The sequence below is a fragment of the Agromyces humatus genome (assembly GCF_021228295.1).
In the GTDB taxonomy this organism is placed as follows: Bacteria; Actinomycetota; Actinomycetes; order Actinomycetales; family Microbacteriaceae; genus Agromyces; species Agromyces humatus.
Genome location: NZ_JAJQPD010000009.1, coordinates 31,020 through 53,261, shown reverse-complemented (window position 1 = coordinate 53,261; position 22,242 = coordinate 31,020). Strand labels below are relative to the sequence as shown.

The 22,242-nt window shown below is 70.3% G+C and carries 14 protein-coding genes; 8 read left to right on the top strand and 6 right to left on the bottom strand.

From position 1 onward, the window contains the following. The first annotated feature begins 111 nt into the window (after positions 1–111). The 5 genes from LSF15_RS15025 to LSF15_RS15005 all read left to right on the top strand — a co-directional run bounded on the left by LSF15_RS15025 (position 112) and on the right by LSF15_RS15005 (position 8,000). The gene (locus LSF15_RS15025; RefSeq protein WP_232499367.1) at positions 112–1,461 is read left to right on the top strand and encodes an extracellular solute-binding protein; all 1,350 of its coding nucleotides are present in this window, start codon (positions 112–114) and stop codon (positions 1,459–1,461) included. 148 nt (positions 1,462–1,609) lie between these two features. Then, positions 1,610–2,416, top strand: a complete 807-nt coding sequence (locus LSF15_RS15020; RefSeq protein WP_372460034.1) for a carbohydrate ABC transporter permease — start codon at positions 1,610–1,612, stop codon at positions 2,414–2,416. Next, the gene (locus LSF15_RS15015; protein ID WP_232499366.1) at positions 2,413–3,288 is read left to right on the top strand and encodes a carbohydrate ABC transporter permease; all 876 of its coding nucleotides are present in this window, start codon (positions 2,413–2,415) and stop codon (positions 3,286–3,288) included. The genes LSF15_RS15020 and LSF15_RS15015 overlap by 4 nt, the downstream gene beginning before the upstream one ends. 12 nt (positions 3,289–3,300) lie before the next feature. Further along, a complete protein-coding gene (locus tag LSF15_RS15010; RefSeq protein ID WP_232499365.1) occupies positions 3,301–6,393 on the top strand; it encodes an alpha-mannosidase in 3,093 nt (1,030 codons plus the stop codon). Between the two features lie 170 nt (positions 6,394–6,563). Next, the gene (locus LSF15_RS15005; RefSeq protein ID WP_232499364.1) at positions 6,564–8,000 is read left to right on the top strand and encodes an HNH endonuclease signature motif containing protein; all 1,437 of its coding nucleotides are present in this window, start codon (positions 6,564–6,566) and stop codon (positions 7,998–8,000) included. Positions 8,001–8,114: 114 nt separating this feature from the next. Here LSF15_RS15005 and LSF15_RS15000 read toward each other — a convergent pair whose 3' ends face one another. The 3 genes from LSF15_RS15000 to LSF15_RS14990 all read right to left on the bottom strand — a co-directional run bounded on the left by LSF15_RS15000 (position 8,115) and on the right by LSF15_RS14990 (position 11,413). Continuing rightward, complete coding sequence (locus LSF15_RS15000; protein ID WP_232499363.1) at positions 8,115–10,160, bottom strand: hypothetical protein; 2,046 nt, start codon at positions 10,158–10,160, stop codon at positions 8,115–8,117. A gap of 141 nt (positions 10,161–10,301) precedes the next feature. Then, a complete protein-coding gene (locus LSF15_RS14995; protein WP_232499362.1) occupies positions 10,302–11,099 on the bottom strand; it encodes an MOSC domain-containing protein in 798 nt (265 codons plus the stop codon). A 26-nt stretch (positions 11,100–11,125) separates the two neighbouring features. Next, positions 11,126–11,413, bottom strand: coding sequence for a DUF1905 domain-containing protein (locus LSF15_RS14990; protein ID WP_232499361.1), 288 nt, complete (start codon positions 11,411–11,413; stop codon positions 11,126–11,128). Positions 11,414–11,535: 122 nt separating this feature from the next. On the opposite strand from LSF15_RS14990, the gene LSF15_RS14985 reads away from it, so the two are divergent. Together LSF15_RS14985 and LSF15_RS14980 are read left to right on the top strand one after the other, a co-directional pair. After that, positions 11,536–12,234 (top strand): hemerythrin domain-containing protein, encoded by a 699-nt coding sequence (locus LSF15_RS14985; RefSeq protein WP_232499360.1) that lies wholly within the window; start codon positions 11,536–11,538, stop codon positions 12,232–12,234. Between the two features lie 25 nt (positions 12,235–12,259). Next, entirely contained in the window at positions 12,260–12,712 is a 453-nt protein-coding gene (locus LSF15_RS14980; RefSeq protein WP_232499359.1) for a methyltransferase family protein, read from the top strand. Between the two features lie 113 nt (positions 12,713–12,825). Here the strand turns inward: LSF15_RS14980 and LSF15_RS14975 are convergent, their stop codons facing one another. After that, complete coding sequence (locus LSF15_RS14975) at positions 12,826–15,969, bottom strand: M14 family metallopeptidase (RefSeq protein WP_232499358.1); 3,144 nt, start codon at positions 15,967–15,969, stop codon at positions 12,826–12,828. Positions 15,970–16,109: 140 nt separating this feature from the next. Then, positions 16,110–17,072 carry a helix-turn-helix domain-containing protein gene (locus LSF15_RS14970; protein WP_232499357.1) on the bottom strand — a complete coding sequence of 321 codons (963 nt, stop codon included), beginning with the start codon at positions 17,070–17,072 and terminating at the stop codon, positions 16,110–16,112. Between the two features lie 121 nt (positions 17,073–17,193). On the opposite strand from LSF15_RS14970, the gene LSF15_RS14965 reads away from it, so the two are divergent. Next, positions 17,194–21,057, top strand: a complete 3,864-nt coding sequence (locus LSF15_RS14965; RefSeq protein WP_232499356.1) for a S8 family peptidase — start codon at positions 17,194–17,196, stop codon at positions 21,055–21,057. Between the two features lie 98 nt (positions 21,058–21,155). On the opposite strand, the gene LSF15_RS14960 is transcribed toward LSF15_RS14965, so the two are convergent. Further along, positions 21,156–22,205 (bottom strand): MarR family transcriptional regulator, encoded by a 1,050-nt coding sequence (locus tag LSF15_RS14960; protein WP_232499355.1) that lies wholly within the window; start codon positions 22,203–22,205, stop codon positions 21,156–21,158. Positions 22,206–22,242: the final 37 nt, after the last annotated feature.

The following is a 22,242-nucleotide window of genomic DNA, read 5'->3' as shown; positions in this document are numbered from 1 at the left end:
CAAGCCCGTGCGATTCATCTCGACGGGCCCGGCCGGAGCCGATCACCGGGGGGCTGGTCTCGGCTCCGGCCGCACAGCGTCGTCGCCACATCAGGAGCAAAGGAGCACCACATGCGTCGCACACGCGCCACCATCGCGATGATCGCGGTCACCGCGGCATCCCTCGCGCTCATCGGCTGCAGCGCCGACAGTGGCGGCGATGCCGACACCATCCGGGTCGTCTACCAGAAGACCGACGGGTTCGTCGCGCTCGACGAACTGTTCCAGAAGGTGAAGCCCGAGTTCGAAGAAGCGAACCCCGGCGTCACGGTGGAGCTCGAACCGATCGTCGCCGACGAGGCCGACTACGCCACGAAGCTCGCACTCATGCAGCAGAGCCCCGACACCGCGCCCGACGTGTTCTACGAAGACACGTTCCGCGTGCGCAGCGACGTCGACGCCGGCTACCTGCTGAACCTCGACGACCACCTCGCCGAATGGGATGAGTGGGACCAGTTCAACGAGGGCGCCAAAGAGGCGGGGCGAGCCGACGACGGCAGCATCTACGCGGTGCCGCTCGGCACCGACACCCGCGGAATCTGGTACTCGAAGTCGTTGCTCGAGGCCGCCGGCGTCGCGCTGCCGTGGGAGCCGAAGACGTGGGACGAGATCCTCGAGACGGCGCGCCAGGTGAAAGAAGCGTCGCCCGACAAGGTCGCGTTCAACGCCTACGCCGGCAAGCCGGCCGGCGAGGGTTCGGTGATGCAGGGCTTCGGCATGCTGATGTACGGCACCGACGACACCCTCTACGAAGCCGACAGCCAGAAGTGGGTCACCGGGTCGCAGGGATTCATCGACTCGCTCGCGTTCATCGAGACGCTCTACGGCGAGGGGCTCGCTCCGGCGCCCGACGTCGCGCTCGACGGGTCGATGTGGCAGAAGCTCTTCGGCGAGTGGTTCCCCGGCGGTCAGATCGCCGGCACCATCGAAGGCTCGTGGTCGCCGTCGTTCTGGAAGCAGGGCGGCCAGTACGAGTGGCCCGAGTACGTCGACGACATCGGCGTGGCGGCGTTCCCGACCCAGAACGGCCAGGGCGACGGTGCGGTCAGCCTCTCCGGCGGATGGACCCTCGCGGTCGGCGCGAACACCGGCAACGCCGACGCGTCGTTCGACTTCCTCGCCATGGCGCTCAACAAGGAGAACGCGCTCGAGTACAACATCGCGAACTCGCAGATCGCCGTGCGCTCCGACGTGGCATCCGACCCCGCCTATCTCGAGGCGAACCCGTTCATCGGGTTCTTCACCGACCTCGTGACCTACACCCACTTCCGCCCGGCCACGGCCGACTACCCGCAGATCTCGGCCGAGATCCAGGCAGCCACCGAGGCCGTCATGACGGGGCAGATGTCGCCCGAGGACGCCGCCGCGGCGTACGACGAGGCGGTGGTCGGCATCGTCGGCGAAGAGAACGTGACCGGGTAGGGGGATGGTCACGGCCCACGCACCTGCGGTGCGAGGCGGTGACCGGCCGACACGCGACGACTCCGGCGCGCGTGTCGGCCGCCGCCGGTCACGAGGGATAGTGCGGTTGTTGCCCGTCGTCCCCTCGGTGTTGCTCCTGCTGCTCTTCATGGCCGGTCCGGTGGTCTGGGCGATCGTCATCTCGTTCTCGAACTCGGCACTCACCGGGCGGTTCGCGAAGGACCCCGAGTGGGTGGGCCTCGACAACTACACGAGGCTGCTGGCCGACCCGGCCTTCCCACTGTCGCTGCTGCTCACGATCGCGTTCGTGATCGGCTCGGCGATCATCGGGCAGAACCTGCTCGGCCTCGGCCTCGCGTTGCTGTTCGGCCGCGTGAATCGCACGACGCGCGCGCTCGTCTCGACCGCGGTCGTGGCTGCGTGGGTGCTCCCCGAGATCGTCGCCGCCTTCGCGGCCTACGCATACTTCGCCGACGACGGCACGCTCAACCAGCTGCTCGCCGGCCTGGGCATCGACGGGCCGAACTGGCTGTTCGAGTACCCGATGCTCGCGGTGGTGCTCGCGAACGTCTGGCGCGGCACCGCATTCTCGATGCTCGTCTACGAGGCGGCTCTCGGCGACGTGCCGCCCGAGATCTCCGAGGCGGCGACGGTCGACGGCGCGAGCGGGATGCAGCGACTCGTGTGGGTGACGCTGCCGATGATCCGCGGCGCGATCGCGACGAACCTCATGCTCATCACCCTGCAGACCCTCGCGGTGTTCACGCTGATCTGGGTCATGACGAAGGGCGGGCCGGGCGTCGCGAGCACCACGCTGCCGATCTTCGCCTACCAAGAGGCGTTCAAGTTCCAGGCGATCGGCTACGGCTCGGCGATCGCCGTCGTGATGATCGTCATCGGCGCGGCGTTCTCCATCGCGTACATCCGTGCGCTTCGACCGGAGGCGCAGCGATGACCGCGGCCGAGACGGTGCGCACCGCCGCGACCCGACGCGACCTCGCCTCGCCACGCAAGGCGGTGGCGTCGGCCGCCCGCAATCTCGTGCTCTGGATCATCGGGCTCAGCTTCCTGCTGCCGCTCGCGTGGCTCGTGCTCGCGTCGATCGACACCCGGCCGAGCCAGCAGGCGCGCCTTCCCGAGGGGTTCACGTTCGACCACTACGCCGCGGTGCTGACGGTCGAGGGCACCCTGCTGCCGCTCTGGAACAGCCTGCTGCTGTCGACCGGATCGGCAGCGATCACGGTCGTCGTGGCAGTGCTCGCGGCATACCCGCTGTCGCGCTACCAATCGCGGTTCAACCGTCCGTACATGTACGCGATCCTCTTCGGAACCTGCCTGCCGATCACGGCGATCATGGTGCCCGTCTACAGCCTGTTCGTGCGGCTCGGCTACCTCGACAACCTGTTCGCGGTCACCGCGTTCCTCGCCGCGACCAGCCTGCCGATGGCGATCTGGATGATGAAGAACTTCATGGACTCGGTGCCCGTGAGCCTCGAGGAGGCCGCCTGGGTCGACGGGGCATCCGCCATGGGCACGCTGCGCCGCATCGTCGTGCCGCTCATGCGACCCGGAATCGCGGTGGTCTTCATCTTCGTGTTCATCCAGGCCTGGGGGAACTTCTTCGTGCCCTTCATCCTGCTGCTGAGTCCGGCGAAGCAACCGGCCGCGGTCAGCATCTACAGCTTCTTCGGGCAGTACGGCACGGTGGCGTACGGTGAACTCGCCGCATACTCGTTGCTGTACTCGCTGCCCGTGATCGTGCTCTACGTCATCGTGTCGCGCGGCATCGGTGGCTCGTTCGCCCTGCAGGGTGCCGTCAAGGGATAGGTGATCACCGCCATGCATGACGACCACGCGCTCGTCGAGAAGCGCATCGCGCGCTTCGTCGCCGAACGGCTCACGCCGGCGGTCCACCGTGAGCGCGTGCCGGCGAGCGTCGAATTCTGGGAGGTGCCCGGTGAGCCGGTTCCGTTCGCCGAAGCCGCCGCCGCGTCGTTCGCGCCCATCGCGCCGGGCACGGCGTGGGGGCGGCCGTGGGGCACGACCTGGTTCCGGGTGTCGGGCGACGTACCGAACGGTTGGGCCGACATCGACGGCGTGCGCCCCGAACTCGTCGTCGACCTCGGCTTCACCGCCGCCCAGCCCGGGTTCCAGGCCGAGGCGCTCGCCTGGTCGACCGAGGGCATCGTCATCAAGGCGGTCGAGCCCCGCAACCGCGCGGTGCCGGTGCCCGCGAGCGGCGCGTTCCAGCTCTACCTCGAGGGCGCGTCGAATCCGGATGTCGCGGGGCAGTGGTCGTTCGCCCCGACGGCGCTCGGCGAATGGGAGAGCGCCGGCAGCGATCCCGCCTACGTGCTGCGCGGCGTCGACATCGCCCTGCTCGATGTCACGGTCTGGGAGCTGCTGCAAGACGTGTGGACGCTCCGCGGCCTGTACGCCCAGCTGCCCAAGTCGCTGCCGCGTCGGGCCGACATCCTGCGCGCCCTCGAACACTGCGTCGACGTGGTCGACCCCGATGACGTCGCCGGCACCGCAGCGCACGGCCGTGAGGTGCTGGCGCCTGCGCTCGCCGCGCCGGCCTGGGCGAGTTCGCATCGCATCCACGCCGTGGGGCACGCCCACATCGACAGCGCCTGGCTCTGGCCGGTGCGTGAGACGGTGCGCAAGGTCGCACGCACGTTCTCGAACGTCGATGCGCTGATCGACGCGCATCCGGGATTCGTCTTCGCCGCGTCATCCGCTCAGCAGTACGCCTGGCTGAAGCGCGACTATCCCGAGCTCTTCGAACGCGTCCGGCGGCGCGTGCACGAGGGGTCGTTCGTGCCCACCGGGGGAATGTGGGTCGAGAGCGACACGAACATGCCCGGCGGTGAGGCCCTGGCACGGCAGTTCATCGCGGGAAAGAAGTTCTTCATCGAGGAGTTCGGCATCGAGCCCCTCGAGGTGTGGCTGCCCGACTCGTTCGGGTACTCGGCGGCGCTGCCGCAGATCGTGCGGGCGGCGGGGTCGCGCTGGTTCCTCACGCAGAAGATCTCGTGGAACGAGACGAACGTGATGCCCCACCACACGTTCCGGTGGCAGGGCATCGACGGCACCGAGGTGTTCACCCACTTTCCGCCGGTCGACACCTACAACGCCGAACTGTCGGGCGCCGAGCTCGCCCGCGCCGAGCGCCAGTACGCCGAGAAGGGCGCAGCGAACACCTCGCTCGTGCCGTTCGGCTGGGGCGACGGGGGCGGAGGGCCGACCCGCGAGATGATCGCCGCCGCCGAGCGCACCGCCGACTTCGAGGGCTCACCGCGCGTGCGGATGTCTTCGCCGCGCGAGTTCTTCGAGGCCGCCGAGGCCGAGTACCCGTCGCCGCCCGTGTGGGCCGGAGAGCTGTACCTCGAGTTCCACCGCGGCACCTACACGTCGCAGGCGCGCACGAAGCGCGGCAACCGTCGCAGCGAGCACCTGCTGCGCGAGGCTGAGCTGTGGGCGGCGACGGCCGCGGTGCGCGGGGTCGCGCCGTACCCCTACGACGAGCTCGAGTCGGCGTGGCACACGGTGCTGCTGAACCAGTTCCACGACATCCTGCCCGGCTCGTCGATCGCCTGGGTGCATCGCGAGGCCGAACGCCGGTACGACGAGGTCGCGTCCGCGCTGACGGCGATCATCGATCGGTCGGCGCGCGCGCTCGCCGGGTCGGGTACTCGCACGATTCGGTTGAACGCCGGGCCGTTCGAGGTCGACGGGGTTGCGCCGCTCGGTGGCGCTCGTCGGTCGAGCAGCGACGAAGGAGCGTACCGACACCACGCGAGCGGCGACGAAGATCTCGACATGGCGCTGCGCGCGTACTCGACCGGCGAGGGAAAGACGACCCGCATCACCCTCGCCAACGCCCACCTCGAGGCGACGCTCGACGCCGACGGCCTGCTCGTCTCGCTGCGCGACCTCGCGAGCCGACGGGAATCCGTGCCCACGGGACATCCGGCCAAGCTGCTGCAGTTGTTCCGCGACACCCCCACCCAGTGGGATGCCTGGGATATCGACGCGCACTATGTGCGCAATGTCGAGGAACTGCGCGCCGCCGAGACGGTCGAGATCGTGCAGTCGGATGCCGCGACCGCGAGCGTGCGCATCGTGCGGCGTTTCGGCGCGTCGAGCCTGGTCGAGACCGTGTCGCTCGCGGCCGGGGCGCGAGCGCTCGAGGTCGACTTCGACATCGACTGGCGTGAGCGGCAGAAGCTGCTGAAGCTCGCATTCCCGCTCGACGTGCACGCGGAGTCGGCGGCGTCCGAGATCCAGTTCGGCCATGTCCGCCGCCCGACGCACGTGAACACGTCGTGGGACGCCGCCCGCTTCGAGACGGTCGCGCACCGATGGGTGCACGTGGGCGAGCCGGGCTTCGGCGTCGCCGTCGCGAACGACTCGACCTACGGACACGACGTGCGGCGCTCGATCGGCGAACGCGGGGCGACCGTCACGACCGTGCGACTCTCGCTGCTGCGGGCCCCGCTGTTCCCCGACCCTGCGAGCGACCAGGGCGAGCACCGCATGCGTGTGTCGATCGCGCCCGGCGCGGGCATCCCCGAGGCGGTCGAGGAGGGGTATCGGCTCAACCTGCCGCTCCGATCGGTGCCTGACGCCGCAGTCGACATGATCGAGCCGCTCGTGCGGGTCGACGGCGCTGTCGTCGAATGCGTGAAGCTGGCCGAGGACCGGTCGGGCGATGTCGTCGTGCGACTGTACGAGGCGATCGGCGGGCGTTCGCGAGTGCGCCTCTCGGCGTCGTTCGACGCGGTGGCTGAAGAGACCGACCTGCTCGAGCGGTCGTTCGAGGAGTCGCGCGGGGAGTCGCGCGTGGTGCTCGTGCCCGAGGGCGACCGGTCGTGGGTGTTCGAGGTGCGGCCGTTCCAGCTGGTGACGGTGCGGTTGCGGCGCGGTTGAGCTGGGTGCGCTGGGAGTGAGTATCCGCGCCGACTTGTCCTCAACGGTGGCGGGCGCCCCATCCGTGCTCCACTTGTCCTCGACAGGCGTGTTCTTGGTGGAGTTATTCACAGGCTGATCTGCGGTTTCCGGTTGGATTGAATGTCGGTGGGTCGCGGCAGAATGGAGCCATGACCGCAGTCGCCCAAGCTCTCGAGCAGGTTCGCTCGTCGCTCCTCGACGGGCTGCGGTTCGACGACCCGGCACGGTGGTCCGACGACGAGTTGCTCGCGGCGACGGCGTCGATCGAGGCGGTCGGGCGCGTCATCGACGCGCATCGGGCGGCGTGTGCCGGCGAGGTCGCCGAGCGATCCAGGGTCGAGCTGGGCGGCGAGCGACTGTCGGCGCGGCGCGGCTGCCGATCGGTGTCAGAACTCATCGAGCGGGTGACCCAGGTGTCGGGTGCTGAGGCGCGGCGGCGCATCACGTTGGGGGCGGCGACGCGCGGCCGCGTCGGATTGACGGGCGAGCCGCTCGAAGCAGAGTTCCCGGGTGTCGCCACCGCGCTCGCCGACGGGGTACTCGGAGCCGACGCCGCGACCACGATCGTCCGCGAACTCGATCGGCCCCGGCGCATCGCCGACCCGGTCACGTTCGCTGCGGCAGAGCGCGAACTCGTGGCCGCGGCAACCGGCACCGGCGGCGGCGACGACGGGAGCGGCGTCGGCGACGGGAGCGGCGGCAGGGTTCGGCGCGCCGCCGACGAACTGCGGGTGCAGGCGCAGGCATGGGCCGCGTTCCTCGACCAAGACGGCCCCGAACCCGACGACGATCACGCCATGCTGCGACGCGGGGTGCGCCTCGGGCGTGCCCGCGACGGGCTCATCCCGATCCGCGGCGACCTGATGCCCGAGGTCGCGGCCGGGCTCACCCGGCTGTTCGACGCGCACCTCTCACCGAGATCGAGCACCGGCTTCGTCACCGACGAAGAGGCCGCGCACTTCGACGTCTCCGGTGAGCAACGCACCACCGACCAGCAACGCCACGACGTGCTCGCCGCGATCATCGAGACCGCAGCCCGGTCGGGTGCGCATCCGAGCCTCGGCGGTGCCCCGCCCACGGTGCTCGTGAGCGTGCGCGCATCCGACCTCGCCGCCGGTCGCGGCGCCGGCCACGCCGACGGTGTCGAGACCCCGATCTCGCTGCGGGCCGTGCGTCAACTGATGTGCACCGGCGGCACGCAGCGCGTCGGGTTCGACGATCGCGGTCGCATCATCGAGCTCGGCTCGCCAGAGCGCTGCTTCACCCCGCAGCAACGACGCGCGATCACGGTCCGCGATGGCGGATGCCTCATCCCCGGCTGCTCCGTACCCGCATCATGGTGCGAGATCCACCACGTCATCCCCGACATCGACGGTGGGCCGACGCATCCCGACAACGGAGTACTCGTCTGCTGGTTCCACCACCGCACCATCGAGACGTCGGGATGGGGCATCCGCATGCAGCACGGGGTCCCGCAGATCCGCCCACCGGTATGGCTCGACCCCGGCGGCGGATGGCGCGACGCCACCAAATCACCGACCAGGATCGCAGACCAGCTCGAACGAAGACCGGATCCGGCCGCGTGATGGCGCGGGCGTGCGTGCGCGGACGCGTGGCGGGCGTGCCGTCCCGGCGACCGCGGATCAGTCGATCTGCCTGCTGATCTCGCCGCCGGGGAAGTGGCGACCGGGCGCGCCTGCCTACGCCGCCATCTCGTCGTGCGTCACGACGCGCGCAAGTTCGATGCCGCCGCCCGGCTTCACCCAGTAGTGAAGGCGGCGCGCGGCCGGCGTGTTCTGCTCGATCGCGACGCGCATGCAATGCGAGCCGTCGTCGCGGGTGCGGTAGGGGCTGCCGCCGGCGTCGGACGTGCGCAGGCGGTGCGCGTCGCGTCCCGGCATGTGGTCGGCGCGACCGGTGAGCACGTCTACCGCGGCCTTGACGGCCTTGCGGAACTGACCGGCCTCGAGCGTGAGCATCGTGGCGGCGAGCTCAGGTCCGATCGTGAACGCGGGCATCGGCAGGGTCGGCTTCTCGGCGGCCGGGATGCGTTCGACCCATGCGAGCAGCAGCTCGTGGCGCATCCACGACTCGTCGTCGGGCCACGCGGTGCGACGGTCTGCGGGGCGCCCCGACTCGGCGATGGCGGTCGGACGACGCTGGGTGCGGGTCTGACGCAGCGCGGTCGTCGCGCGGGTCTTGCTCTCGCGCAGCGCGGCGTTTCGCGCGATCTCTTCACCGAGATCGGCCTTCGTGTCGCGCAGTTGCTGCCGCGTGAGGCGAAGCTGCTCCCGCAGCTGGGCGATGTCGGAGTCCGTCGCACCCGCATCGGACAACTGCTGCTCGAGCGCCGCGATGCGCTGCTTCGCCCGCGTGAGCGAAAGCTGCGTGTCATGCAGGGCGACGGTGTGGGCGTGGGCGGCACCGGGTGGTGAGGGTGCGGGTGGCCGTGCGGATGCCGGTGTTGGCACAGGAGCGGGTGCGGGTGCGGGTGCGGGTGCGGGTGCGGAAGCGGGCTGCGGCGGTGCATCGGATGTCGCGGATCGCGGCTCCTCGTTCACGCGGTGCAGCCCCGGGCCGGGCATCGGGCGTGGCACCGGCGGCGACGATGCGGAGGCCGCGGTGGCCGCGGTGGCCGCGGTGGCCGCGACGGGCACGGTGGCCGCGAGCGGATCGACTGCGAGCGGATCGGCTTCGAGCGGTTCGACGCGCAGGGATTGACGACCCGGCAGTGAGCGCCCTTCGACGAGCCACGCCGGCCCACCCTCGACGAGCGGCATCGGCGGCACGACCGGTTCGTCGTCATCGACATCGCTGAGTCGCAGGTGCAGCCCATCGCCGGCGAGGTGCACGACGCGAACGCGCACCACCTCGCCCTCGGCGAGCAGCAGGTCGAGGGTGTCATGGGGATTCGGCGAGACATCGGAACGTGCGATCTCGAACGTGCGACGCGGATGCAACGCGAGCCGAGCACGACCGGGCGATACGTGCTCGACGAGCGCGAGCGTCACGCTGAGATGCGCGAACGCGTCAGCGAGCTCGCCGTTCGTCGGGGTGCGCTCGGTGAGCGTGAGTCGCCGAGTGCCGCCGTCGAGCGCCGCCGTGAGGCGCTGCCCCCGCGCAAGCACCCACGTGAGCGGCGTCGGCGGATAGGTGAGCTCGGCCGACACCATCGCCATGCCGCCGCCGTCGAGCGCGACGATGGCACGGGAGTCGCCGGCAGCGAATCCGGTGACCGAGCCGACGACGCGATGCGATCGTGACGACTCGCGCTCGAACAGGCCGGCCGCGTGCGCGTGGCCGAGCGCGTCGGCGATGACCGCGGCGGTCGCGCGCTCGGCAGAGCTCGTGGGGAACCGCAGGGGCGACGTGCGCCAGTCGGGATCGACCCCGAAGCCCACCGGATACGACCGCCCCGCGCCGCCGAACACCTGCGCACGCGGCGGCAGCAGGTACTCGACGACACGTGACAGGTCGCCGGTCGGCAACAGGGCGACCTCGACGACGTCGCCGGCTTCGTGCAGGACCTGATCGCCGTCGATCGGGAAGGCGAGCGGATGTCCGGCCGCAGCGAACTCCGACGAGAGCACCACGAGCGGCCGGGTGCGCTGCGGGTCGAGGATGCGCGCGGCGAGCGCTCGGGCCCCGGCCTCGTCGGCGACCGGGGCGGGAAGCGGCGCGCGCTCGGCGCGATGGCGAGCCCCGGATGGCGCTGCTCGGGCCAGCGCGGAGTTCGACGTCGCCATCGGCGGGATCCTTCGGGTCGAGAAGGGGTGCTGCGAGGTTGGAGCCACGTTAGCCGAGGCATCCGACATCACGGGCCTCGCGCGCCGATCCGCGCAACAGTCGGCGCGCCGGGCCAACCGGGCCAACCGTGCCAACCGGGCTCACGAAGCCAGTGCCACGTCGCCGACGCCGATCGTGCCCTGCGTCGTGGGCACGAGCCGCACGCCGAACCAGGTCTTGCCGTCACGGCGGCGGTGCTTCGCGAGCGTACGGATCGGCTCTTTGCCGCGGGCGAGCGTGTCGGGGTCGATCGTCGTCATCACGCAGCGGTCGCAGTGCGAGGCCACCCGAAAGCGCAACCCGCCGAGGTCGATGTGCGACCACCGCTCCTCGGCGAACGGCTCGTCACCGTCGATGACCACGTTCGGGCGGAACCGTCGCATGTCGAGCGGGGGAGTCGCATCATCGGTCCACGCGTCGAGACGGGCGAGCGATGCCTCGCTCGTGAGCAGCAGCGGGCCGGCGTCGGCGAGCGTCAGCACCTCGCCGGGGAGTCCGCCGTGGTTCGGGTTCACGCTGCGGGCGCGCGGATCGGGCTGCCACACGAGTCGCACGGGCGCACCCAGGCGAGCACTCAGCCACTCGTCGGCCTCGTCGCCCGCCGCCAGGGCGGTGCCCTGGCGGGAATGGCCCACGTCGATGGGCGAGGCATCCGTCGGCACATCGATCCGCAGCGGGCCGCCGCCGCCGTCGCTGAGCAGCAGGCCGCCGTCGACGAGCGGTTCGGCCGTGAGACCGAGCATCGAATTGCGTTCGCGGGCGGTGACGGGCACGCCGTTCACGTCGACGACGCCCCAGCGACGATCGCCCGCGAGTCCCCACGGCAGCACCTCGGCCGAGACCACGTCGAGGCCGGCGAAGGACTTGACGGGGTAGATCCGAAGCTGCGTGACGTGCATTCGAGCACGCTACCCGACTCGCCTGCCTACCCGTCGTGCACGTCGAGATCGACCGTGATCTCGTCGCCGCGGCCGATGCCCTCGGCCTTCAGCACCGCGGCCTTCAGGGGCAGCGCATAGGTGCCGCCGCCGGGGAAGATCGACGTGTTCCACGTGGTCGTTCCGACGGTCGCGGTGACGCGCACCGAGTCGAAGCCGCGCGGCATGCGGGGCCGGTCGGCGATGTCGGCGCTCGGCTCGGGCGGCACGTCGACGAAGAACCAGTTGCGTCGCGCCGCCCATTCATAGATCGAAGCGGTGAAGCGGATGCGCATGTGCGCGATGCTACTCGCCGCGCATGACACCGGTGCCGTGGCCCGTACGGGGTCTTGTCGCGGCATCCGACTTCGCCGTATCCTTCGCGCGAAGGCACTCAACGTCGACGAACGGAGCCGTCATGCCCGCGACCGCACTGCCTCCCAGCGGCGACCTGCCCACCGGCGCGAAGATCTGCGACGCGAGCGGCATGGCCGAGATCCACCGCATGTTCCGCGTCGGGTTCGGCGAGGCCCGCGCCCTCATCGACGGAGTGCGCGAGGGCAACACGGCCCACGCGGGCGTCGTGGCCGACCACCTCGCCATGCTCTCCACCGGGCTGCATGCACACCACGAGGGCGAAGACAGCATGCTCTGGGGTGCCCTCGAACAGCGCTCACCGGCGTGTGCGCCGCACGTCGAGCGCATGAAGGCGCAGCATGCGCAGCTGCTCGTGCACCTGACGGCGCTCGACGCCGCGCTCCCGGCCTGGCGCGCGAGCGGAAGGTCCGTCGATGCGGCGAGGCTCGGCGTCGCGCTCGATGGCGTGAACGCCGCGCTCTACGAGCATCTGGGCGACGAAGAGCACAACATCGTCCCCGTCATGGAGGCGGTGCTCACGCAGACCGAGGTCGACGCGCTCGGCGAGCACGGTCGCAAGGCCACGCCGAAGGGGCGCATGTTCTTCCAGCTCGGGGCGATCCTCGCCGCGCAGCCCGATGGCGGCGCCGAGTGGCAGCGCAAGCACCTGCCTCCGCCCGTGCGGCTCGTCTGGCGATGGGTGGGCAGGCCGAAGTACGAGGCGAACCGCGCCGAACTCGTCGGCGACCGCCCGGCGTAGCCCGACACAAGCGAGGCGGTAACCGGTGGCCGATCGGGCGAACTGGCTGGTGTGGGCGCAGTTCGTGCTGCTCGGCCTGCTCGTGCTCCCCGGGCCGCCTCTGTGGGGCGCCCCGCCGATCACCGCGGTCGCCACGCTGCTGCTGTTGCTCGGCGCCGCGCTCGCGATCGCCGGCGCGGTCAGCCTCGGCCGTGAACTCGTGGTGTGGGTCGCGCCGAAGTCCGGCGCCTCGCTGCGCACCACCGGCGTGTTCCGGTTCACCCGCAACCCGATCTACCTCGGCCTGATCCTCGCCACGGCCGGGTGGGTGCTGTGGCGGGCACGTCCCGAACTCGGTCTGGTGTGGGTGCTGCTCACGGTCGTCCTCGTGATCAAGGCGCACGTCGAGCAGTATCGACTGCTCGACGCGTTCGGCGACGAGTATCGCGAGTACGCCGAGCGCACGCCGCTACTGCTGTTCCGGCGCGGGATCCGCTGAACGGATGTCCCGCGGGGAATCGATACGCGTGCCGGCGCCGAATCGAGACCCATGAAGCGGATGTCCCGCCGCGGGGCAACCCCGCGGCGGGACATCCGTTCTTCGGCGCTTCGCTACCCGGCGAAGTGCGTCAGGATCCGCGCGACGACGTCTTCACGTGCCGCATCGGAGTCGAGCTGCTCGAACCCGAACCCGAAGAGGATCGAATCGGGCGTCGTGACCGTCGACAGCAGGGTCGCGAGTCCCTGCGCGCGTTCCCAGTCGCTCAGGTTCGCGGGGCTGCCCTCAGGTGCGCCGAGCAGTTGCCACGCGCCGAGACCCGTTTCGAAGCCCTCGGCCTGCGTCGCGTTGCCCGCGACCACCAGCTTGGTGTCGTCGATGATCGCGCCGAGCCCGCCGCTCGCCGGGTCGGTGACATAGCTGACCACGAGCTCGATCTGCTGGCCCGCGTAGGCCGACAGATCGAACGACACCGGGATCCAGCCGTTCGTCGAGCCCGTGAGCCGGTTCCACGAACCAGGGCTCGCCGGCGTGCACGGGCTGCCGGGCGTAATGTAGTTCAGCAGGAACGGGTGCAGATCGAGCAGGAAGCCCGCCGCGCATTCAGCGGGCATGCTCGAGGTGGTCTCACCGGGCGACGCGAGCGTCGTCCAGTTGTCCTGTCCGACGGTGTGCACCTCGACGATGACGTTGTCGTAGCTCGGCTCGGTGTTGAACGCGATCTGCGCCTCGAACGCCGGAGCATCGGCCGCGCTCACGCCAGTGAGATCGAACGTGCGGGCGAGGCGCTGGTAGCCGAAGTCGACGTGGCCGGCGGCTGCCGCCCACTCTCCCTCGACCGCGTCGTACGGGCTCGCGTACTCGGCGGCGCCCTCACTCGCGAACTGCGGGAACTCGTCGACCGGCAGCACGTCGCTCGTCGCGACGAACGCGCCCGCCTCGTCGACGGGGTTGTCGACCGTCGCGGGCCCGCCGAACGTGCCGGTGAACCCCTCGAGCGGCGGCGCGATTCCCGTCGTACCGGTGAAGTCACTGGCGGTGCGCGAGTTGGCGCCCAGCCAGTACTGCGTGAAGTCGTCGGCGAGCAGCAGGCAGTCCGAGAAGAAGTCCCCGGAGATCACGCAGTCCTCTTCGGGCGCGCCGTCGAGGCCGTAGTAGATGCCGCCGATCTGGTCGCCGAGCAGGCCGAAGTACGCCGACGTCTCGCCCGAGTGCGCCAGCTTGCCGCCCTCGTTGAGGTAGTCGCGCACCGACATCGTCAGGTACTGCTGCCGTTCGGCGACCGCGAGGTCGGGCAACGGGCCGAACAGGAACGTGTCGGTGATGAAGTCCTCAGGATCCTGCGTCAGCCGGTTGTCGCCCAGGTACCAGATCACGCCGTCGAAGTGCGAGAGCACCCCGAGGTCGTGCGGCACGCCCTGCGCGTCGACATCCCACGTGGCCGGGGTCACGCCGTTGGCCTCGAGCGCCGCGACATGCTCGTCGAGGTACTTCGGGGCTGTCGAGCCGGCCGGGTAGGTCGGGTTCACGCCCGTGTAGTCCTCGTTCGCGAGCACGAGCACCGGGCTGCCCGAGTCCTGCGCGAGCTCGTACGTGAAGTGCTCGCTCTCGGTCTTGCCCGGCTTCTCGCCCGGCCCGACATCGGCTGCAGTCTCCTGCGCCGTGAACCACACCTCGACGCTGTCGCCCGGGCTCGCACCCGTCACGACGCCCCGGTACTCGGCGTAGTAGTCGGTGTTCTCGAAGCCGTAGCGTTCGCCGCCGGCCCACTCGTCGAGCTTGGCCTTGACGGTCGCGCCGCCGTTGATCGAGTAGAACATGGACTTCGCCTTGAGGCTGCGCTTGGCCGTCACCGCGACGGGCTGCGGGTCTCCGTACGACACCTCGAAGCTGTCGACGCGGAAGTCCTCGGCCTCGCGGTCGACGACCGACACCGGGTCATCCGGATCGAGCGCCGACTCGGCCACCGCAAGGGCGAACGGGATGTTCTTCTCGAACTCGGCCTGGATCAGCTCCTCGTCGTCGGGGAAGTTGAAGCCGCTCTGGCAGTCGTCGGCGACCCACTCGTCGTCGGGGATCGAGTTCGACACGGTCTCGCAGGTGGTCATCTCGGGGGTGAAGCCGAGCGTGCCGTACTCCTCCTGCGCGTGCGTGTCGGTGTCGCCGTTGGTCGTGTACAGCTCGGCCGAGATATCGGGGTCGTAGCCCTCGATCGCCGGGTCCGCGTCGTCGCCGACCATCGCCTCGTAGATCACGTCATCGGGCGACGGGGTCGACACCTGCCAGCCGATGCCGTGCAGCAGCAGCTCGGCCGCCGAGTGGTAGTTCACGAGGAACTCGGCCGTCGTCGTCGCGAACAGCGAGTCGAGCGCCTGCGTCTCGGCCTCGGAGTTCGGCCCGGGGCCGCGGTAGGTCTCGCTCGCCGGGTTCGGCGACGAGCCCTCGTTGTCGTAGCCCCAGCGGGTGGCGAAGTTGCGGTTCAGGTCGACGCCGTCACCCGTGGTGATGACGCCGTCTCCATTGTTGTCGCGCAGGTTCTTGCGCCAGAGCCGGTTGCCCTCGGTGAACGTGAAGTCGTATCCGTCGGGGTTCGCGACCGGCACGAACCACAGCTCGGTCGAGTCGATGATGTCGGTGATGCGCTCATCGGTTCCGTACGAGTTCAGGTACAGGTCGAGCAGGCGACGCACCATCTCGGGCGTGATCCACTCGCGCGCGTGCTGCGCGCCGACGTAGATGGTGGTCGGCCGCTTGCCGTCCTTCTTCTGCTTCGCGATGTCGCCGGTGACCCGCACCGCGCCGATGTCGTTGCCGTCGGTCGTCTGCCCGATGACGCGGAACTGGGCGATGCCGGGATGCGCGGCGGCCTGGCTCATGATCTCGTCGAGCAGCCCGCCCTCGGGGTAGTACTGCCGGTAGACCCCGTCGGTCGCCTGCAGCGAACGCCGCTGCGCGGCCGGCTGCTTCGCCGAGAGCTCGGCGCCCCGCGCATTGAGCGCGGCGGCTTGGTCACCGCTCAGGATGACCTGCACCTCGACCCGGTCGGATGACTCGGCGATCGGTGTCGCGACGAGCTCGTGCCGGTCGACGCCGAGGTCGACGATGGCGGCGAGGCCCTCACGATCGACGGTGCCGGTGTACACGGCCAGTGGATCGTCGCCACCCGGTGGTGGCGCTGGACTCGCGGCGCTCGGCGCGGCCACGAGGCCGGTGAGGATGAGCGCTGCCGCTGATGCGATGGCGAGCTGACGGAGCATGGCATAACCCCCTTGTGCCGATGGGCACGTTCGGTGACGGTGGTCCACGATCATTCGAGCGAGGCGGATGTCCCCACCCGAACCTTCCTCATACTGGACTCGGCACCGAGGCGCGTCAACCGCCAGCGGGCGAACGCGTCTCATACCCAGCCGCGTCGAACCGCCTCGGCGGCGAGTTGCAGGCGGGTCAGCACGCCCGTCGCCTCCATGAGGTCGGCAAGCCGACGCTGCACCGTGCGCGCCGAGATGCCGAGCTGGGCGCCTGCCGCGGCATCGGTCAGCCCGAGCATGACGAGCTTTACAAGCTCGCGGTCGACCGCCTCGTCGTCGGCAGCGAGCGAACCTGTCTCGACGAGCCTCGTGGCTGAGCGCCACGACGACTCGAACATCGCGTTGACGAGATCGAGCAGGCTGCTCGGGTGCACGAGGAGCGCGCCCGAGACCTTCTGGTCGCCGTGCGACCACATCGGCAGCAGGGCGAGTTCGCCGTCGGCGATGAACAGCCTGGTCGGCAGGGTGGGCAGCACGCGGATCTCCTCGCCGAGGGGCATCACCGACCGCGCCTGGTCGAGGAACCCGGGGCGCTCGACCACGCCAGCCTCGACGACCACCCGATAGGCGACACCGCGGGCGAGCGCGCGGTCCTCCTCGATGTTCTCGTCGCCACCGACGAGAGCGACCTCACGCAGCACGAAGACGTCGACACGCTGGACCGCAGCGGCCTGCAACTGACCCAGCCGCTGCACCACGGCGTCGGGGCCGAGCACCACGTCGATCACGTCGGGCACCTCGCGTCGCAGTGCGCCCTCGCGGTAGAGCTCGCTGAGTTGCGCGAGCATCTCATGCGCCTCGGTCAGTCGACGCTCGCGTTCGAGCAGCATCGGGCGCAGCGCGAGCGACGGTGGCGACGCGACCACCCGATCTGGCGCCGAGGCCTGCCGGGCGAGCAGGCCGAGCCGTTCGAGGTCGTCGACGACCGCCCGTACGTGGGCCGTGGGCATCGACGCGGCAGCCGCGATCTCGTCGATCGTGGCCGACGGCGTCGACAGCAGCAGCCGATACACGGCGGACTGTTCGTCGTCGAGTCCGATCGCGTCGAGCACACGCGCCTCCGATGGCTGGGGCCGTGGCGAGTCGCGGCCATGTCAACTCTTCGCCACCACCCTAGCCACGCGCGTGTGACAGCGTGCTTGCAAGCCAGCCACAGATGCGAGAGGTTCACCCATGCCACAAAGCAGCACACCATCCGCGCGACGCTGGCGGCGTTCGATCGCGGCCGCCATCAGCGGCCTCGCGATCGGCGTCGCAGGCGTCGGCGCAGCCGCGCTCCCCGCGGTCGCCGATCCGGCCGCCGGGGGAGGCGCTCCGCCCGCGGCATCCGACACCTCCCCAGCCGCTGCCGCGGGCGAGACGCACACCGTGACCCTCATCACCGGCGACCGGGTGCACGTGACCGATCTCGCGGGCGGCGCTCACGCCGTGCGCATCGAGACGGCCGTCGAAGGTGCCGCGGTGCAGACCGCGGAACTCGGCGGAGAGCTGCACGTGCTGCCGCGGTCGGCGATGCCGTACCTCGCCGCGGGTGTCGTCGACGACGACCTCTTCAACGTCACGCGGCTCATCGAGTTCGGCTACGACGACGCCTCGGTCGACGCGACGCCGATCATCGTCGAGTACACCGATGGGCCCACCACGCACAGCGCACCGCTGCCCGGTGTCGAGGTCGGCACGACGCTCGAGAGCGTCGGCGGCGCCGCAGCCACCGCCGAGCACGCGACAGCCGCTGTGACGTGGAACGCCCTGACCGGGGCATCCGGCCCGCGCGCATTCAGCACCGAGGTCGCCCTCGGCGGTGGCATCGACGCGATCCACCTCGACGGCAAGGTGCGGGCGACGCTCGACTCGAGTGTGCCGTGGATCGGCGCCCGCGAGGCCTGGGAAGCCGGGTTCACCGGCGAGGGTGTCACGGTCGCCGTGCTCGACACCGGGTACGACGACACCCACGCCGACCTCGCCGGACGGGTACTACCCGAGTCGACGAGCTTCGTGCCCGGCGAAGACGTCGCCGACGACCCGAACGGTCACGGCACCCACGTCGCCTCGACGATCGCCGGCACCGGCGCCGCGAGCGAGGGTGTGCACCGCGGCGTCGCCGACGGCGCCGACCTGCTCGTGGGCAAGGTACTCGGCGCCGACGGCTCGGGCCAGGACTCGTGGATCATCGAGGCAATGGAATGGGCGGGCGCCAACGCCGACATCGTCTCGATGAGCCTCGGCTCGTCGCAGGCCGATGACGGCAACGACCCCATGTCCGAGGCGCTCAATACGATCTCCGAGCAGACAGGCGCACTCTTCGTCGTCGCCGCGGGAAACTCCTATGCGCCCGAGACGATCGGCTCACCCGGTTCCGCCGAGCGTGCGCTGACGATCGCCTCGGTCCTCGACCCGAGCGGAGCGCGCTCGGAGTTCTCGAGCCAGGGACCGCTCGCGATCTCGGGCGCCCTGAAGCCCGAACTGGCGGGCCCCGGCAGCGATATCACGGCGGCCCGATCGGCCGACAGCCCCGGCGACGGCAGCTACATCGGCATGAGCGGCACGTCGATGGCGACGCCGCACGTCGCGGGCGCTGCGGCGATCCTCAAGCAGCAGCATCCCGAGTACACCGGCGACCAGATCCGCTCGCTGCTCATCAGCAGCGCCACCGACGTCGGACTCACCTCGTACGAGACGGGCAGCGGCGTCGTCGACATCGAGCAGGCACTCGACGCACCGGTTGTTGCCGCGGGCTCGGGCGACTTCGGCACGCTCGCGTGGGGCGAGGCGCCCGAGGCCGTGGTGCGCGCCGTCGACTACACGAACCGCACCGCCGATGAGGTCGTACTGACGCTGTCGGCGTCGCTCGGCGGTGCACCCGAGGGCGTGGTCGCGATCGACGTCGACACACTCGAGATCCCGGCCGGCGAGACCCGCACCGTCACGATGACGGCCGACCCCGCCGCGGTGCCGGGCGGCACGCAGTACTCGGGCACCCTCGTCGCGTCGATCGACGGCACCGCCGTCGCACGCACCGCGATCGGCATCATCGCCGAGCCCGAGCGATACGACCTCACGATCACGGCCACCGGCTTCGACGGCGAGCCCGTCGACGCCTACGGCATCCTTTACCAGGTCGAGACGGGATACTTCGAGTTGATCGGCGTTGCGGGCGAACAGACCATGCGCCTGCCCGGCGGGCGCTACTCGGTGATGTCGTACATGGACGTCGACGTCGAAGCCGACTCCAAGGTGACGGCCCTGGTCGGCGACCCCGACCTCGTGCTCGACGCACCTGCAGCGGTCGCCTTCGACGCGCGTGCCACGAAGCCGGTGACCGTCGACGTCGGCAAGGCCGGGCTCGAAGCCGCCTTCAGCAAGATGTCCTACCGCGTCGACGGGTTCACGGGCAGCATCTTCGGCCTGCCGTGGATCGACGGCTTCACCGCCCAGCCGCTCGAGGCGCCGAAGGCCGAGGACTTTGGGTTCACGACCCGGTGGCGTCTGCAGCAGCCCACGCTCGCGCTGGCCGCCGGTAAGGAGCAACTCGACCTCATCACGCAGGCCGGCTCGGTCCTTCTCGACGGCAAGGTGCGCGCCGACGCCGTCGACGCGGGAACCGGCAGCGCCGCGGAGTTCGCCGCCCTCGGGTCGGCGGTCGCCGGCAGGATCGCGGTCGTCACCCGATCGAACGACGTCTCGCCGCACTCGCGTGCGGTCAACGCGCTCGCCGCGGGAGCGAAGCTGCTCCTCGTGGTCAACGACGCCGACGGCGAGCTCAGCGAGTGGGTGGGTTCTGATGACTACCTGACGTCCGTCGCCATCCCGGTCGCCGCGATGAGCGGGGTGCAGGGCTCCCGGCTCCTCGACGCGATCGCCGCGAAGAAGGTGACGATCACGGGTCTCGGCGTGCCGACCGCGACCGAGACGTTCGACATCGCGAACGACACCGAGGGTTCGATCCCGGCGAAGCTTGACTACCGTCCCGAGCAGCTGGCCCGCATCGACACGAGCTACCACGGCAACGCGGGCGAGCCCGTCGGTGAGTTCCGCTACGACTACGCTCCCGGCGTGCAGTACGGCGAGGGCTTCATGCAGCGCACTGAGCGGGGCATCGAGCGCACCGAATGGGTGAACACCGGCGAGGTCGAGTGGTACCAGTTCGCGCTCGCGCTCGACGCGGGCTGGGAGGTGCGCGGCTTGCGACAGGCGTACGAGCCCGGATCGGTCTCGACCGAGAACTGGTTCAGCCCGATCGTGCGCCCGTATGTCGGCCCCGGCTACTGGGCGCCGAACCGCCAGGGCGGATGGGCGCAGGTGAACGTACCGTCGTGGGGCGACGGCGGCAGCGCACAGCACACCGGCGCGTTCGACATCTTCTCGGGGCGCACCGATCGGTCGCAGCTCACCGAGGTGTGGATCGACGGCGAGCTGTTCTCATCATCGCCGTGGCAGGCGGCCACCGTCTTCGACCTGCCCGACGGCGAGACCGCCTGGCGGGTGCGCAACACCGCCAGGCACGACGGCACCTACCTCGCGTCGTCGACCGAGACCGTCAGCGAGTGGACCTTCCGCTCGTCGGGCACCTCGACCGACTTGACCGAGCAGCTGCTGCCGATGCTGCAGGCCTTCTACGACGTCGATCTCGACACTGCGGGCACCGTCGGTGCCGGTCGCAAGGCGGGCGCGCCGGTCGAGCTGGGGCTCGAAATCGGTCACATCGCTGGCGCGATCGACAGCGACACGGTCACCGCCGCAACGCTCGAGAAGCGAGTCGTCGGCGGCGAGTGGACACCGGTCGAGCTGCAAGCGAGCGAGACGGATGCTCCGTCCGGGCCTGTCGACCCGGGCGCCGACGATTTCGTCGAGTCGCGTGCCTTCGTCTCGGCGTACCGGGCAGCGATCGCGGCACCCGACGCGGGCGCGTGGATCGACTTGCGGGTGACCGCGACCGATGCCGCGGGCAATACGTTCAGCCAGCAGATCGTGCGTGCATTCGAGGTGGCCCCCGCCAAATCGGGCGCACCGAAGGGCCCGCGCGGCGGACGCTTCTGAGAGCTTGCCGTCGCGGCGCCGCGGCGTCGTGCATACCTGTGCGCACCTACATGCCGCGCACGGCATGCTGCGCGACGTCAGGCCATGTCAGACCCACCTCACACCCACGCGCGTCGCACGGCCTCGGCGCCGAGTTGGATTCGCGTCGTCACGCCGGCCGTCTCCATGAGTTCGGCCACCCGCCGCTGCACGGTGCGCAGCGAGATTCCGAGCTGCGCCGCGGCTGCGGCATCCGTCAGCCCGAGCAGCAGCAGTTTCAGCAGGTCGCGATCGATGCCATCGTGCGAGCCCGGCATCTCGCCCTCCGAGCCGAACTCGGTCGACACCGCCCAGAACTCCTCGAAGATCGCCATCACGAGATCGAGCAGGCCGCTCGGGTGCACGAGCAACGCACCCGACGCCCGCTCGTCGCCGTGCGACCGCATCGGCAGCAACGCCACCTGGTCGTCGGCGATGATGAGGCGGGTCGGCAGCGTCGGCAGCACCCGCACCTCCTCGCCGTGCGGGGCCGATTCGCGGACCGCGTCGATGAACCCCGGCCGTTCGAGCACCGCCTTCTCGACGATCACGCGGTAGCGCACGCCACGTCTGAGGGCACGCTCCTCCTCCTCGTTCTCGCTCGCGTCGAGGAATGCGACCTCGTTCAGCACGAAGACGCGCACCTGTCGAGCGGCCGAGGCCTGCAGTTGCGCGAACCGTTGGCGCACCGCATCGGTGCCCAGGATCACATCGACCACGTCGGGCGCGTCGCGCTGCGCCGCACCCTGTCGGTACAGCTCACTCAACTGCACGAGCGCCTCGTGCGCCTGTGTGAGGCGTCGTTCGCGTTCGAGCAGCATGGGGCGCAGCGCGAGCGACGGGGGCGACCCGACCACGCGGTCGGGCGCGGATGCCTGCCGGGCCAGCAGCCCGAGTCCCTCGAGATCTTCGATGATCTGCCGGACCAGGCTCGGGGTCATGCCGGCAGCGGCGGCGAGTTCGTCGACGCTCGCCGACGGCACACGCAGGATCTGCCGGTAGACCGCGGTGTGCTCGTCGTCCAGTCCGATCGCCTCGAGCACGCGAGCCTTCCGTTCCGCCCTGCCACGACCGCCCACGACGACGCGCATCGACGTCGGCACCGTCGTGGCGGATCGAGGCCATGGCATCTCTCCGCCACCACCCTAGCCAACGCCGTGTGGAAGC

Coding starts and splice junctions, on each gene's coding strand:
- LSF15_RS15025 (WP_232499367.1), top strand. CDS start 112: ATGCGTCGCACACGCGCCACCATCGCGATGATCGCGGTCACCGCGGCA.
- LSF15_RS15020 (WP_372460034.1), top strand. CDS start 1,610: ATGGCCGGTCCGGTGGTCTGGGCGATCGTCATCTCGTTCTCGAACTCG.
- LSF15_RS15015 (WP_232499366.1), top strand. CDS start 2,413: ATGACCGCGGCCGAGACGGTGCGCACCGCCGCGACCCGACGCGACCTC.
- LSF15_RS15010 (WP_232499365.1), top strand. CDS start 3,301: ATGCATGACGACCACGCGCTCGTCGAGAAGCGCATCGCGCGCTTCGTC.
- LSF15_RS15005 (WP_232499364.1), top strand. CDS start 6,564: ATGACCGCAGTCGCCCAAGCTCTCGAGCAGGTTCGCTCGTCGCTCCTC.
- LSF15_RS15000 (WP_232499363.1), bottom strand. CDS start 10,160: ATGGCGACGTCGAACTCCGCGCTGGCCCGAGCAGCGCCATCCGGGGCT.
- LSF15_RS14995 (WP_232499362.1), bottom strand. CDS start 11,099: ATGCACGTCACGCAGCTTCGGATCTACCCCGTCAAGTCCTTCGCCGGC.
- LSF15_RS14990 (WP_232499361.1), bottom strand. CDS start 11,413: ATGCGCATCCGCTTCACCGCTTCGATCTATGAATGGGCGGCGCGACGC.
- LSF15_RS14985 (WP_232499360.1), top strand. CDS start 11,536: ATGCCCGCGACCGCACTGCCTCCCAGCGGCGACCTGCCCACCGGCGCG.
- LSF15_RS14975 (WP_232499358.1), bottom strand. CDS start 15,969: ATGCTCCGTCAGCTCGCCATCGCATCAGCGGCAGCGCTCATCCTCACC.
- LSF15_RS14965 (WP_232499356.1), top strand. CDS start 17,194: ATGCCACAAAGCAGCACACCATCCGCGCGACGCTGGCGGCGTTCGATC.
- LSF15_RS14960 (WP_232499355.1), bottom strand. CDS start 22,205: ATGCCATGGCCTCGATCCGCCACGACGGTGCCGACGTCGATGCGCGTC.